The organism is Pseudomonas sp. Con_6 (assembly GCF_059379395.1).
The window spans coordinates 2,019,303-2,038,337 of the sequence record NZ_CM182011.1 but is presented as its reverse complement, the minus strand read 5'-3'; the positions used below and the strand labels follow the sequence as shown (position 1 = coordinate 2,038,337).

Genomic DNA, 19,035 nt, shown 5'->3' with positions numbered 1-19,035 from the left:
CTCAGGCTCCTGCCATTTCGTTCATCAGTTTTTCGATATCGGACAGGCCGTCCTCGGTCAGCGACAGGCCGGTGTCGGCGAAGGCCAGGAGGAATTCGTTCAATTGCGGTTTCTCGAAGATAAGGCGCAGCGGTACGTCGATACCGAGGCCGGATTGAATGCGTGAGACCAGTTGCGCGGCCAGCAGGGAATGCCCGCCCAGCTCGAAGAAGTCATCGGTCAGGCCGACGCGCTCGACCTTGAGCACCTCGGCCCAGATCGCCGCCATCTGCTGTTCCTGCTCGCTGACCGGCGCCACGTAGGCGCGCTGGGCCAGGCTGGCGTCCGGTGCCGGCAGGGCCTTGCGGTCGAGCTTGCCGTTGGGGGTCTGCGGCATCGCGTCGAGCCAGACCAGGTGACCCGGCACCATGTAGTCCGGCAGGCCGGCGCGCAGGTGGGCCTTGAGGGCGTTGCGCAGTTCCGCGCTGTCGGTGTCGGCGATCAGGTAGGCAGCCAGTTGCTTGTGGCCGGCCAGGTCGATATCGATCACCACGGCCTGGTGCACCGCCGGATGCTCCAGCAACCGCGCCTCGATCTCGCCCAGTTCGATACGGAAGCCGCGGATCTTCACCTGGTGGTCGAGACGACCGACGTACTCGATCACGCCGTCGGCGTGGTAGCGCGCCACGTCGCCGGTGCGGTACAGGCGGCCGCCCGTGGTCGAGAACGGATCCGGCACGAAACGCTGTGCGGTCAGCGATGGACGCTGATGGTAACCACGGGCCAGGCCATCGCCGCCAATCAGCAACTCGCCCCGTGCACCGACCGGCAACACGTCCAGATCATCGCTGACGATATGCAGCGTGGTATTGGCCAGTGGCTTGCCCAGCCAGACATCGTCGCTTTGGGTCAGGTAGTGACGCGCCGACCAGATGGTGGTCTCGGTCGGGCCGTAGACGTTCCACACATGGCCGGCCTGGTCGATCAGGCGCTGGGCCAGTTCGGCGCTCAGTGCTTCACCGCCGCAGAGGATGGTCTTGCCCTTCAGGGCGCCCGCCGGAGCAGCGTCGAGGATCATCCGCCAACTGGAAGGCGTAGCCTGGATCACGCTGACCTGCTGCTCGGCGATCACCTGCAACAGCGCCTGCGGATCCTTGTTCTGGTGCGGCTTGAGCAGCACCACCGACGCCCCGCGAATCAGCGGCAGGTACAGTTCCAGACCGGCGATATCGAAGGACAGCGAGGTCAGCGAAAGCACCCGGTCATCCGCGCCCAGCCCCGGCTGGTCGGCCATGCTGAACAGGAAGTTGACCAGGGACTGATGCTGGAGCGTCACGCCCTTCGGCAGACCGGTGGAGCCGGAGGTGTAGATCACATAGGCGAGGTTTTCCGGCGCAGCCGAGGCTGGCAGGTTGTCCTGGCTGTAGCCGTCCAGCCAGTCGCCTTCCTGGTCCAGGCACAGCGTTTCAACGTCCGCCGGGATGGTCAGTTGATCCAGCAACGAAGACTGGCTGAGCAACAGTTTCAAACCGCTGTCTTCCATCATGTAGGCCAGACGATCCCGCGGGAAATCCGGGTCCAGCGGCACATAGGCACCACCGGCCTTGAGGATCGCCAGCAGGCCGACGACCATCTCCACACCGCGTTCCAGCGCCACGCCCACCAGCACGTCCGGTCCGACGCCCAGCTCGCGCAGCTTGTGCGCCAGCTGATTGGCATGGGCGTTGAGTTGCGCGTAGCTCAGGGTGATATCGCCGAGGACCAGCGCGGTGGCCTGCGGCGTTGCCAGCACCTGCGCCTCGATCAGCGCCGGCAGGCATTGCTCGCGTGGGTAATCGGCCTGGCTCTGGTTCCAGTCGACGAGAATGCGCCGACGCTCATCCGCATCCAGCAACGGCAGGTCGGCGATGCGCTGATTGGCGTCGGCGCAGATGCCTTGCAGCAGGTTGCGCCAGTGCCCGGCCAGACGGGCGATGGTCGCCCCGTCGAACAGCGCAGTCGCGTAGCTCAGTTCGGCATCGAGGCCGGCGGCATGCTCGACGGTGTTCAGGGTCAGGTCGAACTGCGCCGACTGGCTGTCGGCGCCCAGCACCTCGACGCTCAGGCCCGGCAGCTGATGCGCCGTGCCCCTGACCTCGGTCTGGTGGTTGAACATCACCTGGAACAGCGGGCTGTGACTGAGGCTGCGCTGCGGCTGCAGGGCTTCCACCAGTTGCTCGAACGGCAGTTCCTGATGGGCCTGGGCCTGCAGGGCGGTGTGCTTCACCTGTTGCAGCAGCTCGGCAAAGGTGGCGTCGGCGCTGAACTCGGCCTTCAGCACCTGGGTGTTGACGAAGAAGCCGATCAGCTTCTCGGTCTCGGCCCGGGTGCGGTTGGCGATCGGCACGCCGACGCGGATATCCGACTGGCCGCTATGGCGCTGCAGCAGGGTCTGGAACGCCGCGAGCAGGAGCATGAACAGGGTCACGCCCTGCTGCCGCGCCACGGTCTTGAGGCTGTCCACCAGCGCCGGTTCCAGTGCGATGGCGTGACGTGCGCCGGCCAACTGCTGGATCGCCGGACGCGGGCGGTCGGTAGGCAGTTCCAGCACCGGCTGCTCGCCGCCCAGTTGCGCGGTCCAGTAGTCGAGCTGGCGCTGCTGTTCACCGGCGGCCATCCACTGGCGCTGCCACAGGGCGTAGTCGGCGTACTGGATTGGCAGAGCGTCGAGGTGAGTCTCGCGGCCCTGGCTGAAACCCTCGTAGAGGCGTACCAGCTCGTCGACCATGATCGGCATCGACCAGCCATCGGAGACGCTGTGGTGCTGGGTCAGCACCAGCACATGGCGGTCCTCGCCCAGGTGCAACAGCTTGATCCGCAGCAACGGACCGTGTTGCAGGTCGAACGGACGGCGCACTTCCCGGGCAATACAGTCTTCCAGACTGTCGCCGGACGGCAGCGCTTCCACCGCCAGCACCAGCGGCGCGGCCGGATGAACGATCTGCACGGCCTGTTCGCCGTCCTGGCGGAAGGTGGTGCGCAGGGTTTCGTGACGGGCGATCAGCGCACTGAAGCTGGACTCCAGCGCCTCGATATCCAGCGCACCGTCCAGGCGCAGGGCCACCGGAATGTTGTAGGCGGCGCTGTCCGGCTCCAGCTGCCAGAGGAACCACTGGCGTTGCTGGGCGTAGGACAGGGCCAGCGGCTGGTCGCGGTCGGCGCGGACCAGCGCCGGCGCCTTGCTGGCCGGGCCTTGCTCGGCAGCAGCGGCGAAAGCCGCGAGGTCGGCGGACTCGAACAGGTCGCGCAGGGACAGTTCCAGGTCCAGTTGCTGGCGCACGCGGGAGACCACCTGGGTCGCCAGCAGCGAGTGACCGCCCAGTTCGAAGAAGTTGTCGCTGAGGCCGACCTGCTGCACTTGCAGGACATCGGCCCAGATGGCCGCCAGTTGCTGTTCCAGTGCACTGACCGGGGTGACATAGGCGCCTTGCGCGGCACAGGCGTCCGGCTTGGGCAGGGCCTTGCGGTCCAGCTTGCCGTTGGCAGTCAGCGGCATGGCGTCCAGCACCATCAGGTGCGCAGGGACCATGTAGTCCGGCAGGTTGGCCTTGAGGTGGGCCTTGAGGGTGTCGCGCAGGTCCGTCCGGGCTGCATCGCGGGGCACCAGGTAGGCCACCAGTTGCTGACCGGCCGGGCCGTCGACGGCAAGGACGATCACCTCGCGCACGGCGTCGTGTTCCTGCAGGCGCGCCTCGATCTCGCCCAGTTCGATACGGAAGCCGCGGATCTTCACCTGGTGGTCGATACGGCCGGCGTATTCGATCACCCCTTCGTCACGGAAACGCGCCAGGTCGCCGGTGCGGTACAGGCGACTGCCGTCGGCGGCGAACGGGTTGGGCACGAAGCGTTCGGCCGTCAGCGCGGCGCGGTTGTGGTAGCCGCGGGCAAGGCCGGCGTGGCCCACATGCAGCTCGCCGCACACGCCCGGGGCCACCGGGTTGAAGTCGGTGTCGAGCACGACCATCGACAGGTCCGGGATGGCCTCGCCGATCGGGCTGACCTCGGCCTGTTGCAGGTCGGCCTGGCTGATCGGGCGGTAGGTCACGTGCACCGTGGTTTCGGTGATGCCGTACATGTTGATCAGGCGCGGCTGCTGATCGCCGAAACGCTCGAACCAGGGTTGCAGGCTGCCGACATCCAGGGCTTCGCCGCCGAACACCACATAGCGCAGGGCCAGGTCGGCGGACGAGTCGCAGGCCACCCGCGCCAGTTGCTTGAACGCCGATGGCGTCTGGTTCAGCACGGTGACCTGCTCGGCCACCAGCAGCTTGTGGAAATCTTCCGGCGAACGGGTGACTTCGCGTGGCACCACCACCAGCCGGCCGCCGTACATCAGCGCACCGAAGATCTCCCACACGGAGAAGTCGAAGGCATAGGAGTGGAACAGGGTCCACACGTCCTTCTCGTCGAAGCCGAACCACGCATCGGTGGCCTTGAACAGGCGCAGCACATTGCTGTGGGGCAGCAGGGCACCCTTCGGCTTGCCGGTGGAGCCGGAGGTGTAGATGACGTAGGCCAGGTTGTCCGGGGTGGTCAGGTTGACCGGGTTCTCTTCGCTGTAGCCCGCCAGCGCTTGCAGGTCGGCCTGGGTCAGCAGCAGCTTGATCCCGCTGTCTGCCGTCATGAAGTCCAGGCGGTCCTGTGGATAATCCGGATCCAGCGGCACATAGGCCCCGCCCGACTTGAGGATGCCCAGCACGCCGACCAGCATGTCCAGGCTGCGCTCGACCGACAGCCCCACCAGCACATCCGGCCCCACGCCCTGCTCGCGCAGCTTGTGCGCCAGCTGGTTCGCGCGGGCGTTGAGCTGTGCATAAGTCAGCTGCTCGACGCCGAAGCTCACTGCCACCGCCTGCGGCAACCGCGCCGCCTGGGCTTCGATCATCTGGTGAATGCACTGCTCGCCTGGGAAGCGGGGAACGGCCTTCATCTCTTCCGCCGGCAGGGCCAGCTGACCCAGGCGCACCTGCGGATCGACGATCAGCCCCGCCAGCAGATGATTGAAGTGTGCCGCCAGTTGCGCCACCGCACGCTCGCCGAAATGCCGGCGGTCATGGCTGATGCGCAACGACAGTCGCTCACCGGTATTGACCACCAGGGTCAGCGGGTAATGGGTCTGTTCCTCGGTCCGGACATCACCGAACACCAGGCCGTCCGGCGCCGCCTGTTGCAGGGCATCGGAAATCGGGTAGTTCTCGAACACCAGGATATTGTCGAACAGCGCCTCGCCGCTCCAGCCGGCCCAGCGCTGCACCTCGTACAGCGGCGTCTGCTCGAACTCGCGCAGGGCCAGGTTCTGCGCCTGCACCTGCTGCACGAACTCGGCCACGGACTGTTCCGGGCGCGGGCTGGCGACCACCGGCAAGGTGTTGATGAACAGCCCCAGCTGTTCCTCGACGCCCGCCAGTTCGCCCGGACGACCCGCCACGGTGGCGCCGAAGGTGACGCTGGACTGCCCGGTATAGCGTTGCAGCAGCAACAGCCAGGCGGCTTGCACCAGGGTGTTGAGGGTGACCCGCTGTTCGCGGGCGAACTCGCCGAGACGACGGGTCAGGCCGGCGTCCAGGTCTTCGAGGTATTCGCCGTAGCCCTCGCCCTCTGCCGTGCCCTTGAGTGCCTGGGCCAGACGGGTCGGCTCGTCGAACGCGGCCAGCTGTTCCCGCCAGAAGCGCTCGCCGGCCGCGGCATCCTGCTGCTGCAACCAGCGGATGTAGTCACGGTACTGGCTGCCCTGGCGCGTCGGTGCCTGGCCGGCATAGCGCTGCAGGACCTCGCCGAGCATGCGCGAGCTGCTCCAGCCATCCATCAGGATGTGGTGGTTGGTGTAGATCAATTCATGGCGGTCGTCGCCGGTGCGGACCAGCGCCACCCGCAGCAGCGGGCCGCGGGTCAGCTCGAAGCCCTTGTCCCGTTCGGCCCGTGCCCAGTGGTCGAGCCAGCTGGCGTCCTGCTCGCGGGCATCGATCTGCACGAAGGGCAGCTCGACACGGCGCTGCACCACCTGCACCGGCTGCGCCGCATCGCTGACGAAGCTGCTGCGCAGCACTTCATGGCGGTCCAGCAGGGCCTGCCAGGCCTCCCGCAGGCGCGCCGGGTCGAGGCCATCGACGCTGACCCGCAGCTGGTTGATGTAGTTGCCCGCCTCGCTGGCGTAGAGGCTGTGGAACAGCATGCCCTGTTGCATCGGCGCCAGCGGGTAGATGTCCTCGATGCTCGCCGCGGCCACCGGCAGCCCGTCCAGTTGCGCCTGGGTCAGGCCGGCCAGCGGGAAGTCCGACGGCGTGACGCCGTGATGACCGGCCACGCAATGTTCGATCAGGCCTTGCAGCGCGCGCTCGTAGTCACGGGCCAGGGCCTCGATGGTCTCGGCGCGGAACATCTCGCGGCTGTAGGTCCAGTCCAGACGCAACTGGCCGTCGAACACCTGGCCGTTGATGCCCAGCCAGTTGCCCAGCGGACCGTCCTCGCACAGCGGCTGGCCGCTGCTTTCGCTGGCAAGGCCGAAGGCGGCGTCCTGCTCGAAGCTGCCGTCGAACTGGCCGAGGTAGTTGAAGGTCACCCGTGGCTGCGGCAGGGCCGCCAGCTCATGGGCGAAATCGCCATCGCCGAGGTAGCGCAGCACGCCAAAGCCGATGCCCTTGGCCGGCACCACGCGCAACTGTTCCTTGATGCCGCAGAGCGAGGCGGCGGCGCTTGCGCCCGGGGTCAGGCGCACCGGGAACAGGCTGCTGAACCAGCCGACGGTGCGGCTCAGGTCGATACTGTCGAACAGGTCTTCGCGGCCATGGCCCTCCAGTTGCACCAGTGTCGATGGCTGGCCGCTCCACTGGCACAGCACCTGGGCCAGGGCGGTCAGCAGCAGGTCGTTGACCTGAGTGCGGTAGGCCGCCGGGGCAACCTTGAGCAGTTGCGTGGTCAGGTCGGCATCGAGGCGCGAAGTGGCATGGGCGGCATCGCGGATACGCAGGCTGCCTTGCGGATTGTCCTGCGGCAGGCTGCCGGCGGCGCCGTCGAGCACGCCGCGCCAGTAGTCGCGCTCGGCTTCCAGGGCCGGGCTGTTGGCGTAGGCATGGAGCTTTTCCGCCCAGTCCTTGTACGAACTGGTCTTGGCCGGCAACACCGGGGCACGGCCCGCCGCAATGGCGGTCCAGGCCTGTTGCAGGTCCTCCAGCAACACACGCCAGGACACGCCGTCCACCACCAGGTGATGGATCACCAGCAGCAGGCGCTGGCTGCCATCGGCCAGGTCCACCAGCACGGCACGCAGCAGCGGGCCGCTCTTCAGGTCGAGGCTGCGCTGGGCTTCGTCGGCCAGGGCTTGCAGGTCATCGCCGGTGCGGGTCCACAACACCGAGGTGCTGTCCAGCGGTGCGAACACCGCCTGCCAGCCGGCGTACTGCCGGGCAAAGTTCAGGCGCAGGGCGTCATGCTGCTCCAGCAGGGCATGCAGTGCTGCCTGGAGATGGGCGGCGTCGACCTTCTGCGCCGGCTTGAGCAGCACCGACTGGTTCCAGTGCTGGCGCTGCGGGATATCCATTTCGAAGAAGCGCGCCTGGATCGGCAGCAACGGCAGGTTGCCGCTGACCAGTTCGACCACCGGGGCCGTGGCCTTCTTCTCGATCAGCTTGGCGACGGTGGCCAGTTGGCCGATGGTCTGCTTTTCGAACAGCTGCTTGGGATTGAGCTTGATCCCCTGGCGCTTGGCCCGGGCGATGATCTGCAAGCTGAGGATGGAGTCGCCGCCCAGCTCGAAGAAGTTGTCGGTGCTGCCGACCTGTTCCAGCTTGAGCACTTCGCGCCAGATGGCCGCGAGCGTTTCCTCGATCTCGCCTTGCGGCGCGACATAGCGCTGCTGCACCGCGCCCGGCTTGGGCAGGGCGCGCTTGTCCAGCTTGCCGTTGGCGGTCAGCGGCAGTTGCTCCAGCAAAACGATCTGCGCCGGCACCATGTAGTCCGGCAGCACCTGGGCCAACTGCTGGCGCAGGGACTCGCCGGTGACGCCTTCGGCGACGACCCAGGCCAGCAGTTGCAGGCGGCTGGCGTCGTCATCCTGCGGTACGGCGAGGACCACCGCCTGCTGCGCCAGGCCTTGCAGCACCCGCGCGACTTCCGCCGGCTCGACACGATAGCCGCGGATCTTCACCTGGTCGTCGGCGCGGCCGATAAATTCCAGCTGGCCTTCAGGGTTGCGGCGCACGCGGTCGCCACTGCGATACAGGCGCGCGCCCGCCGGGCCATGAGGGTCCGGCACGAAGCGCTCGGCGGTCAGCGCCGGCTGGCCGAGATAGCCGAGGGCAAGGCTGTCGCCGCCGATATACAACTCGCCGGGGACACGCTCGGCGACGCCATTGAAGACATCGTCCAGCACCCGCACCACGGCCCCCGGCAGCGCCGAACCGACCGGCACGACCGACGGGATTTCGTCCGCGACTTCATGGGTCAGCACGCCGACCGTGGTTTCGCTCGGGCCGTAGTGGTTGATAAAGCGGCACTGTGGACGCAGTTCGCGAACCCGCTCTACCAGTCCGGCCGGGCAGGCTTCGCCGCCGACGATCAACATCTGGTGTGGCAGCACATCGGCCGGCCGCGCCGCTTGAAGCAGCGCGGCGAGATGACCGGGCACGATCTTCAGCACGCCGACCTGGTGGGTGGCCATGTAGTCGGCGAAGCCATCCGGGTCGAAGCCCAGGGCCTCGGGCAGCACATGCAGGGTGCGCCCCGCGCACAGAGCGCCGAACAGCACGGTGTGGCCGAGGTCGGCGGCGATGGTCGAGGCCAGCGCCATGCTCGCCTCCGGCGCCGGTTGCAGGCGCGCCAGCAGACCGCGCACGTAGCTGGCCAGGGCGCCATGACTAACCAGCACGCCCTTGGGCTGGCCAGTGGAGCCCGAGGTGTGGATCACGTAGGCCGGGGAGTGTTCGTGCAGGGCGATGGCCGGTGCGGTAGCCGGCTGTTGCTGCCAGAGTGCCGGTTGCCAGACGATATCGACGGGCACTTCCAGGCGCAGTCCGGCTTCAGCGCGCAGTACCGCACGGGCGCCAGCGCGGGTCAGCATCTGCTGCAGGCGCTCGACCGGGGCCTTCACATCCAGCGGCATGTATACAGCGCCGGCCTTGAAGATCGCCAGCAGCGCGGCGAGCCAGGGCAGCGAGCGCTCCATCGGCACCGCTACTGGCTCGCCCGGCTGGACGCCCTGTTGCAGCAGGTGATGGGCGAGTCGGTTGGCTGCCTCGTCCAGCTCGCGGTAGGTCAGGCTTTCGGTCAGGCAGCGAGCAGCGATGGCGTCTGGCTGGCGCTCGACATTGGCCTGCCATTGCGCGAGAACCGACGGTGCGGCGGGCAGTGCTTCAGCGGACGCCGGTTGCGGCAGCGCGCCCAAGCTGTAAAGCGGCGCCTGCGGCGCATCGAGCAGTTGCTCGAAGAGTTGCAGCAGTTGGGGGATGAAGGCTTCGACGGTGCTGCGCTGGTACAGGTCGCTGGCATAGGCCATGTCGCCATGCACCAGGCTGCCGTCGTCGGTGATATCCAGGGCCAGGTCGAAATGCGCACCCTCGCGGTGCATCGGGTACTCGCTGACCTCCAGCCCCGGCAGCTTCAGCGACAGCTCTTGCTTGAGCATCACATGCTGGTTGAACTTGGCCTGGAACAGCGGGTTGTGGCCAAGGCTGCGCTCCGGCGCCAACTGGTCCACCAGTTGCTCGAAGGGCACGTCCTGATGGGCCTGAGCCTCGAACGAGGTCTCGCGGACCTGGGCCAGCAGGTCGAGGTAGCTCAGGCGCTCGTCGAGCTGGCAGCGCAGCACCTGGGTGTTGATGAAGAAGCCGATCAGCCCTTCGGTTTCGCTACGGCCACGGTTGGCGTTGGGCACGCCGATGCGGATATCGCGCTGCCCGGACTGACGCGAGAGGAACAGCGAGAAGCCGGCCAGCACCAGCATGAACAGGCTCATGCCCTGGCTGCGGGCAAAGGCGTTGAGGCGCTGGGACAGGTCGCGGCCGAAGTCGAACTTCAGGTGCTCGCCGCGGAAGCTCTGGGTCGACGGACGCGGGAAGTCCTGGGCGGCTTCCAGCAGCGGTTGCTCGTCGCCCAGCTGGCGGCGCCAGTAGTCGAGCTGACGCTCGCCCTCCCCGGCTTCCAGCCACTGGCGCTGCCAGATGGCGTAGTCGGCGTATTGCAAGGGCAGCGCCGGCAGGTCCGGTTCGGCGCCCTGGCTGAAGGCCTGGTAGGCCTGGGCGAACTCCTTGACCATCACCTCCATGGACCAGCCGTCGGAGACGATATGGTGCATGCACACCACCAGCACGTGGTCCGCGGCGCCGAGGCGGAACAGGCAGGCGCGCAGCAGCGGGCCCTGGCGCAGGTCGAACGGACGGGAAACGAAGGCGCCGGCGCGGGCGGCCAGGTCGGCTTCCTGGAGGTCGACACGCTCCAGTTCCAGCGACAGCGGCGCCTGGATCACCTGGCGCGGCTGCTCGCCCTCGGTGTTGAACACCGTGCGCAGCACTTCATGACGTTGCAGCAGCAGGTCGAAGGCGCGTTGCAGGGCGCTGTCGTCCAGTTGCCCGCGCAGGCGCAGGGCGGTGCTCATTTTGTAGGCGTCGCTGGTGGGGTCCAACTGCCAGAGGAACAGCAGGCGCTGCTGAGCGTAGGACAGCGGGATCGCCGTCACGTCGTGGCGGCACTCCGGAATCGGCAGCAGGGTGAAGTCCTTGCCGTCCGCCCGCAGCTTGGCGAGGAACTGACGGCGCTGGTCGAGCGACAGACCGACAAAGCGTTTGGCGATACGTGCAGTTGTGGTCCCGCTCATGCTTCGGTTTCCTCCAGTGAATCCATGAACTGGTCCATGTCGTCCCAGTCATCGTCAGTCGTTGTGGTGCTCAGCGCCGCCAGCGCAGTGGCCAACTGACCGAGCAGCGGCTGCTCGAACAGGGTGCGCAGCGGCAGGCTGATGCCCAGGTGCTTCTTGATCCGCGCCACCATCTGCGCGGCCAGCAGGGAATGGCCGCCGAGCTCGAAGAAGCTGTCGTTAAGGCCCACTCGCTCGATCTTCAGGACTTCGGTCCAGATGGCGGCCAGTTGGTGTTCCAGTTCGGTGACCGGGGCGATGTAGGTGGCCTGGGACTGGCTGGCGTCGGGTTGTGGCAGGGACTTGCGGTCCAGCTTGCCGTTGGGGGTCAGCGGCATGGCGTCGAGCTTTATGAAATGCGTCGGCACCATGTAGTCCGGCAGGTTGGCCTTGAGCGTGGCCTTTAGTTGGTCGACGTTGATCTCGCTACGCGGGACCAGATAGGCGGCGAGCTGCTTGCCTTGCGGGCCGTCGATATCGAGGACCACGGTTTCGCGGACCGCCGGGTGTTCCAGCAGGCGGGTTTCGATCTCGCCCAGTTCGATGCGGTAGCCGCGGATCTTCACCTGGTGGTCGGCGCGGCCGACGTATTCCAGCACGCCATCGGCGCGACGGCGGGCCAGGTCACCGGTGCGGTAAAGGCGCTCGCCCGGGGCACCGAAGGGATTCGGCACGAAGACCGGGACGGTGCGGCGGGTGTCGCTGACGTAGCCACGGCCAACGCCGGTGCCGGCGACGCACAGCTCGCCGACGGCGCCCAGCGGCACCAGTTCCAGAGCATCGTCCAGCAGGTAGATCAGGTTGTTGTCGGTCGGGGTGCCGATGGGCAGGTAGGTGCTCCGGGTCGATTCCAGATCCACGCGGAAGAAGGCCACGTCGTCCGAGCATTCCGCCGGACCGTAGGCGTTGACCAGGCCGATTTGTGGATAACGCAGCAGCCATTGTTTGGCCAATTCTGGCGGCATCGCTTCGCCGGTCGGCAGCATCCAGCGCAGGCCGTCGAGGTTGACGCGCTCTTCGGCCAGCAGGCCCTGGATCAGCGACGGGACGCTTTCCAGCACCGTGATGCCCTGCTGTTGAACATGGGCCAGCAACGCCTGCGGATCGCGGGCGATGTCGTTCGGCACGATATCTACCCGGGCACCGAACAGCGGTGCGGCGAGGAACTGCCAGACCGAGATATCGAAGCTCTGCGAGGCGGTCTGGGCGATCACGTCCTTGTCGCTCAGATCGAGGTACGGCACCTTGCTCAGCTGGTTGTTGAGCATGCCGCGCTGTTCGACCATCACGCCCTTCGGCAGGCCGGTAGAACCGGAGGTGAAGATCACGTAGGCCAGGTTGTCCGGACGGCTGTAGCGGCCCGGATTGTTGATGGCATCGCTCTGCTGGACCTGTTCCCAGACCAGCAGTTGCACGCCTTCCAGGCCAACCAGCAGTTCACGGGCTTGGGCTTCACAGGCGGCGCTGCACACCAGCACCGGCGCCCCGCTCTGCCCGATCACGCCGCTCAGGCGCTGGTTCGGCAGCGCCGGGTCCAGCGGCAGGTAACCCGCACCAGCCTTGAAGCTGCCGACGATCATGCCCAGCAGGTCCGGGCCGCGTTCGGCCAGCAGCGCGATCGGCTGGTCGAAGCCGGCGCCCGCCGCGATCAGGGCATGGCCCAGGCGGTTGGCGGCGGTGTTGAGTTCGATGTAGCTGTGTTTCTGGTCGAGATAGCTGACAGCGGTGCGCTCTGGATTCGCGGCCACCTGTTCTTCGAACAGCGAGACATAGCTACGCTCCAGCGGATACTCGCGGGCGCTCTGGTTGCAGCCCTCGGTCACGAAGGCGCGCTCGGCGGCGTCCAGCAGCGGCAACTGGTCGATCCGCGCCTGCGGATCGGCGCAGATCCCGCCCAGCAGGGTGCGCCAGTGCCCGGCCATGCGTTGCACGGTGGCCTCGTCGAAGATATCGGTGGCGTAGGTGAACGAGGCCTTCAGTTGCTCGCCTTCGCCGCTGGTGTCCAGCATCAGGTCGCTGCCTGCGGCCTGCGGGCGCTGGTCTTCGCCCAGTTGCTCCGGGGTCAGGCTGGCCACGCCGAGCCCGCAAGCCAGTTGCCGGCCCTGGATCGCATTGACCAGCGGACGGTGGTTGAACATCACCTGGAACAGCGGATTGCGGTTCTGGCTGCGCGGGATCTGCAGGCCCTCGACGATGGCGTCGAAGGACAGCTCCTGGTGCGCCTGGGCGCCCATGGCTGCCTCGCGCACGCTTTGCAGCAGCGCGTCGAAACGGGTCTGCCCGGTGATTTCGCTGCGCAGCACCTGGGTGTTGACGAAGAAGCCGATCAGGCCTTCGGTCTCGCTGCGGGTGCGGTTGGCGATCAGGCCGCCGACGCGGATATCGCGCTGGCCGCTGTAGCGGTGCAACAGCGCCTTGAACGAGGCCAGCAGGACCACGTACAGGGTCACGCCCTGCTGCTGGGCGAGGCCCTGGAGGTTTTTCAGCAGCGTGCTGTCGAGAGCGATTTCCAGGCATTTGCCCTGCTGGCTGGGCAGCGCCGGGTGTGGTCGGTCGGTGGGCAGTTCCAGCACCGGATGCTCGTCGCCCAGGTGCCCGCGCCAGTACTCCAGTTGCCGCGCCTGCTCGCCGGCTTCCAGCCAGGCGCATTGCCACAGGGCGTAGTCGCGGTACTGCACCGGCAGTGGCTCGATCTGCGGCGAGCGGCCACTGGCCAGGGCGTCGTAGTAGCCCAGGCACTCGTCGACCAGCACGCCCATGGACCAGCCGTCGGTGATGATGTGGTGCAGGGTCAGCAGCAGCACATGCTGCTGCTCGCCCAGGCGCAGCACGCGCACGCGAAACAGCGGGCCGGCCTGCAGATCGAAGGGTTGCAGGGCCTGGCGGGCCATTTCCGCGCGGGCCGCCGGCCATGGGTCGCTGTGTCCACTCAGGTCGTGCAGGTCGATATCCACCACGCCCGTGTCGGCCACGTGCTGCACCGCCTGCTCGCCGTCCTGGGCGAAGGTGGTGCGCAGGCTTTCATGGCGCTGCACCAGCAGGGCGAAGGCGCGCTCCAGTGCGGCCAGGTCGAACGGGCCGTTCAGGCACACCGAGAGCGGCAGGTTGTAGGCGGGGCTTTGCGGATCGAACTGCCAGAGGAACCACATGCGTTGCTGGGCATGGGACAGGCCGTCGCGCTCGGCGAGCCCTTCGCAGGAGGGGATCGGAAACAGGGCGAAGTCCACCTCTTCCCGACGCAGCGCGTCGAGGAACAGGCTGCGCTTCTCGGCGGGCAACTCGACGAAACGACGGGCGAGCTTGCGGGCTTGTTCGGGATTCATGCAGTGGGTCCTTGCTGATCGGCGTGACCTTGGGCTGGTCGTATCAACAAGAACGAACTGCAAAGGAAATATTTAGCAAGGAATGACGGCGGCCGTCGGGGCTTCGAGGAAGTAGCGGACGTGGACCCCGTGGGATTCAGGCAGGTATCCAAATAGCGGTTGATCGCTGAAATTCGGGAACCAGACATTCAGAAAGACCGCCGAGATGATCCCGGCGGTCTTTTTTCATTGCTGGCGAAGGCCCTGTAACGGCCTGTAACGGCCTGTCGGCGGATTCGCAGACCTGGTAGTTGGTTTCGTAGGCTGAGGTAAGAGACATCGCCAGGTGCACAAGGGCATCTTCCAGGCTGATGCCTTCGCAGACGCTGAATAGCGGTGGATGGTGACCGCTGCAGGTGCCGAAGCGGGAGTGGGCGGTGCAAGGTGGATCGGGGACTGGTTTGCTCATGTTGTCGTTCCTGAAAGTGACCGGAACATCACCCGCAACGTGACCAAACGATTGGGTGACGACTGTACGCGGATTGGTCAACCGGCATTCAGGAACATACTCCGGCGCACCTGTTTGCGACATGCCAACCGCCTCCTTCCTCATTTTCTTCAGGAAGGTGTGTGTCGGCCACCTGCGCTTCGAGGCGCGATTGCGATGGTGAATTCACTATCGCAATCGCGGGTGAACCCGCTCCCACACCGGTCGCGGCGCACTTACAGTCCCACCGGGGCGACTATCCGCGCTCGGAATGCCCCCGCGCCATCGCCACCACCACCTTTCGCTTCCCGGTAAACGGCGAACGCGCATGGGCGGCGAGCATGTTGTCGAGCATCATCACGTCGTTTTCCAGCCACGGGAACTTGATGGTGCATTCGTCCAGCACGCCGCGCACTTCGTCCAGCAGGTCCACCTCGATCGGCGAGCCGTCGCCGTAGTAGACGTTGCGCGGCAACTCGTCCTCTTCCACCACGTCCAGCAGGCTTTCGCGTACTTCCGGCGGCAGGTTGGAGACGTGGAACAGGTGCGCCTGGTTGAACCAGACCATGTCCTGGGTCACCGGATGCCGCGCCACCGACTGGCAGATCTGCCGGGTGCGCAGTTCGCCGTCGTCCTTCCACTCGCACTGGATCGAGTGCGCACGGCAGTAGGCCTCGACCACGCTTTCGTCCTCGGTGTTGAACACCTGGCTCCATTCCACATCGAGGCCGTTGCCGTAGTTGCGCACGTACATCAGCTTTTTCTCGACGAAACGCTCGCGGATCCGCGCCGGGATGCGCCGGTAGATCTCGCGGCTGTCGGCAATCGGTGTTTCGCCGCCGGTCTCGGCGGCGATCATGCTGTAGAACCAGATGCGCATCGGCCAGTCGAGGGTGTAGGCCTGCTCGTTGTGCAGCGGGATGCTCTGGTGCGCCGGGTACTCGGTGGAGGTGTAGACGCCCTTGGTCACGTTGCTGCGTGGGGTCGAGCCGAACTCGTAGCTGAGCAGCGGATCACCGAAACCCGCGGCGAACTCGCGGAAGCGCTCGGCACCACCGACCTCGAAGCCACGGAACAGGAGGCCACCCGCCGTGTGCAGGTGCTGCGCCACCAGCGGTTTGAACTCACCGAGCGCCTCCATCAGGTCCAGCCCTGGCTCCGGCGCTTCGATCAACAGCGGCAAGGTGCCCGCGCCGCCCAGCAAGGGCCGGATGTCCAAACTCAACGCTTCACTCATGAAGATTCTCCCTGATCGGTGCGAACGCCCGAACCCCAGCGGCCGGGCACGCACCCTGTGCAGATGGAACGTTTGGCCGTGGCGGAAAATTAATCCCGGCGGGCGCGTCATCCTGCCGCAGAAACATTTACTTGCAACCAGCCCCTAAATGGAGCCCGTGCTCGTTCGTAGAGAAATGGATGCAGCGGTCCCTCGCGGCCGCTTTCACGGACACCGCAAGCGAGAGCGCAACCCATGTCGAAGAAGTCCCGCTCGAAACTCTGGTTCCTGGTGCACAGCTGGCTGGCCCTGCCGATCTGGTTCTTCGTGCTGATCGTCTGCGTCACCGGGACGCTGGCAGTGGTGAGCAAGGAAATCATGTGGCTGGCCTACCCCGAGATGCGCGCCACCGCACCGACGGACGATGCCGAGCGCCTGAGTTTCCAGCAGCTCAAGGAGCACCTGGACAAGGAACACCCGGAGGCAATCCTCAGTTCGCTGTACCAGCCGGACGGCGACTACTTCGCCCTCAGCGCCAGCCTGACGCTGCCCGGCGGCCGCGCCACCACCGCCTACATCAACCCCTATAGCGGGGCGATCCAGGGCTACGCGCCGGACTTCGACTTCCGCCGCTTCACCCGCGCCCTGCATGGCTGGTGGCTGGTGCCGTTCACCAACGGCTATTCGTGGGGCTGGTACCTGGTGGCCTTCCTCGGCCTGCCGATGCTGGCCTCGCTGGTGACCGGGCTGGTGGTCTACAAGCGTTTCTGGAAAGGCTTTTTCAAGCCGGTGCTGCGGTTGCGCCACGGTGCGCGGATCTTCTGGGGCGACCTGCACCGGCTCAGCGGCATCTGGTCGATCTGGTTCATCGCGACCATTTCCATCACCGGCACCTGGTTCCTGATCCAGGCGATCCTCAGCGACAACCAGATCAGCATTTCCAGTTATTCGCCGGTGACCTCGGTGATCCCGCACGCCAGCGTGCCGCTGAGCGCGGACGGCAATCCGCCGCCGATGATCAGCCTCGACCAGGCCCTGAGCGTCGCCCAGGAGAAAATCCCGGGGCTCGACGCCACCAACCTCTTCCTGCCCAGCAACACCTACGGCACCCTGCAGGCCGCCGGGCGCAGCTGGTATCCGTTGATGGGGCAGTCGGTGGACATCCATCCCTATACCGGGGAGATCACCTCGTCGCGACTGCTGTCGGACCGCACGCCGATCGAGTTCGTCACCGAGTCGATGCGGCCGTTGCATACCGGTGATTTCGGCGGGTTCTGGATCAAGGCGATCTGGGCGTTCTTCGGGCTGGTGCTGTCGCTGATGGTACTCAGCGGGCTGCTGATCTGGAGCAAGCGGACTGCGCTGGCGACGGCGGCGGCGTTCAAGCGTGAGGCCCGCGGGGAGCGCAAGGCGCGGTCCGCCCGTACGGCGGAGAATTCCTTGTGAGCAAGGAGTGAAACTTTCCTTGCTCTCAAGGGCCTCATCGCTGGCTTGCCAGCGATGAGGCCGGTAGGGTCAGCGCCCTACCTGCTCTTCCATCTTCTTGCGCAGGCTCAACGGCCGCATATCGGTCCACACCTCTTCGATATAGGCCAGGCAGTCCTTCTTCAGACCACTCTTGCCCACGGTGCGCCAACCCACCGGGACTTCCTTGTAGTCCGGCCAGATGGAATATTGCTCTTCATGGTTGACCACAACCTGAAACAGGATGTCGTCGCGGTCGAATACTGAAGTCATTGCTGTTCTCCGTGATTATCAGTTAAAGGCTGGCCACTGCCGCCGCCAACGCCCGGGCGAAGATCGCCGCGACCTCGTCGACCTGCTCGGCGGTGATCACCAGCGGCGGCAGGAAACGCACCACGCTACCATGGCGGCCGCCCAGTTCGAGGATCAGCCCGCGCCTGAGGCATTCGCGCTGGACCAAAGGTGCCAGACGCGGGAAGTACGGGGCATGACCCAAGGCATCCACTTCGCCATTCGGGTCCACCAACTCGACGCCGATCATCAACCCGCGCCCGCGGATGTCCCCCAGCTGTGGATAAGCCTGCTGCAGCTCGCGCAGGTGCCCGGCCAGGCGCCCGCCCATGGCGGCGGCGTGGGTGCAGATATCGTGTTCCTTGAGGTAGCGGATCACCGCCGAACCCGCCGCCATGGCCATCTGGTTGCCGCGGAAGGTACCGGCATGGGCGCCCGGCGCCCAACTGTCCAGCCATTGGCGATAGACCACCACCGCCAGCGGCAGGCTGCCGCCGATGGCCTTGGACATCACCACCACGTCGGGGATGATCCCGGCGTGCTCGAAGGCGAACATCTTGCCGGTGCGGGCAAAGCCGCTCTGGATCTCGTCGACGATCAGCGCCACGCCGGCCTTGGCCGTGATCGCCCGCACGCCGCGCAGCCAGTCGAGGTCCGCCGGGATCACCCCGCCCTCTCCCTGCACCACTTCGACGATCACCGCCGCCGGCAACTGCACGCCGGCTTCCGGATCACTCAGCAGGTTTTCCAGGTAGTTGAGGTTGGCCTTGACCCCGGCCGCGCCACCCAGACCGAACGGGCAACGGTAGTCGTAGGGGTACGGCATGAACTGCACGCCATTGCTCAGCAGCGCACCCAGCGGACGCTTCGGCCCAAGGCTGCCCATCAGGCTCAGGGCGCCCTGGCTCATGCCGTGGTAGCCGCCCTGGAACGACAGCACGGTGCTGCGCCCGGTGGCGGTGCGCACCAGTTTCAGCGCGGCTTCCACCGCGTCGGTGCCGGTGGGGCCGCAGAACTGGATCCTGGCCTCCGCCGCCAGCTCGGCCGGGAGAATGCTGAACAGGTCCTGGACGAACTGATCCTTGACCGGGGTGGTGAGGTCCAGGGTGTGCAGCGGCAATTCATCGGCCAGCACCTGCTGGATGGCCTCGATCACCACCGGGTGGTTGTGCCCCAGGGCCAGGGTACCGGCGCCGGCCAGGCAGTCGATGAAGCGCCGGCCTTCGACGTCCTCGACATGGAGGCCACGGGCGCGTTTCAGCGCCAGCGGGATACGCCGCGGGTAGCTGCGCGCGTTGGATTCCTGGCGGCTTTGCCGGGCCAGCAGCGGCGACTCGTCGAACTGGTAGAGCGTTTCGCCGGCGTCCTGGTCCTCGGCAATCCTGATAGCGACTGACATCTGTGCAACCCT

General features: G+C 66.4%; 7 protein-coding genes. 1 reads left to right on the top strand and 6 read right to left on the bottom strand.

Annotated features, from left to right (window positions below; genetic code table 11):
- Position 1 precedes the first annotated feature (1 nt).
- From AC5QPF_RS09295 to AC5QPF_RS09280, 4 genes are all read right to left on the bottom strand, one after another.
- Positions 2 to 10,825, bottom strand: a complete 10,824-nt coding sequence (locus AC5QPF_RS09295) for an amino acid adenylation domain-containing protein (RefSeq protein WP_494962935.1) — start codon at positions 10,823 to 10,825, stop codon at positions 2 to 4.
- Positions 10,822 to 14,187, bottom strand: coding sequence for an amino acid adenylation domain-containing protein (locus AC5QPF_RS09290; protein ID WP_494962934.1), 3,366 nt, complete (start codon positions 14,185 to 14,187; stop codon positions 10,822 to 10,824). The genes AC5QPF_RS09295 and AC5QPF_RS09290 overlap by 4 nt, the downstream gene beginning before the upstream one ends.
- Before the next feature lie 136 nt (positions 14,188 to 14,323).
- Positions 14,324 to 14,758, bottom strand: coding sequence for a hypothetical protein (locus tag AC5QPF_RS09285; RefSeq protein ID WP_494962933.1), 435 nt, complete (start codon positions 14,756 to 14,758; stop codon positions 14,324 to 14,326).
- Between the two features lie 151 nt (positions 14,759 to 14,909).
- Positions 14,910 to 15,890 carry a TauD/TfdA family dioxygenase gene (locus AC5QPF_RS09280; protein WP_494962932.1) on the bottom strand — a complete coding sequence of 327 codons (981 nt, stop codon included), beginning with the start codon at positions 15,888 to 15,890 and terminating at the stop codon, positions 14,910 to 14,912.
- A 234-nt stretch (positions 15,891 to 16,124) separates the two neighbouring features.
- Here AC5QPF_RS09280 and AC5QPF_RS09275 point away from each other — a divergent pair, with 234 nt between their 5' ends.
- Complete coding sequence (locus AC5QPF_RS09275) at positions 16,125 to 17,315, top strand: PepSY domain-containing protein (protein ID WP_494962931.1); 1,191 nt, start codon at positions 16,125 to 16,127, stop codon at positions 17,313 to 17,315.
- A 69-nt stretch (positions 17,316 to 17,384) separates the two neighbouring features.
- On the opposite strand, the gene AC5QPF_RS09270 is transcribed toward AC5QPF_RS09275, so the two are convergent.
- Entirely contained in the window at positions 17,385 to 17,606 is a 222-nt protein-coding gene (locus AC5QPF_RS09270; RefSeq protein WP_494962930.1) for an MbtH family NRPS accessory protein, read from the bottom strand.
- A 22-nt stretch (positions 17,607 to 17,628) separates the two neighbouring features.
- Positions 17,629 to 19,023, bottom strand: a complete 1,395-nt coding sequence (locus AC5QPF_RS09265) for a diaminobutyrate--2-oxoglutarate transaminase (RefSeq protein ID WP_494962929.1) — start codon at positions 19,021 to 19,023, stop codon at positions 17,629 to 17,631.
- Between the last annotated feature and the right edge of the window lie 12 nt (positions 19,024 to 19,035).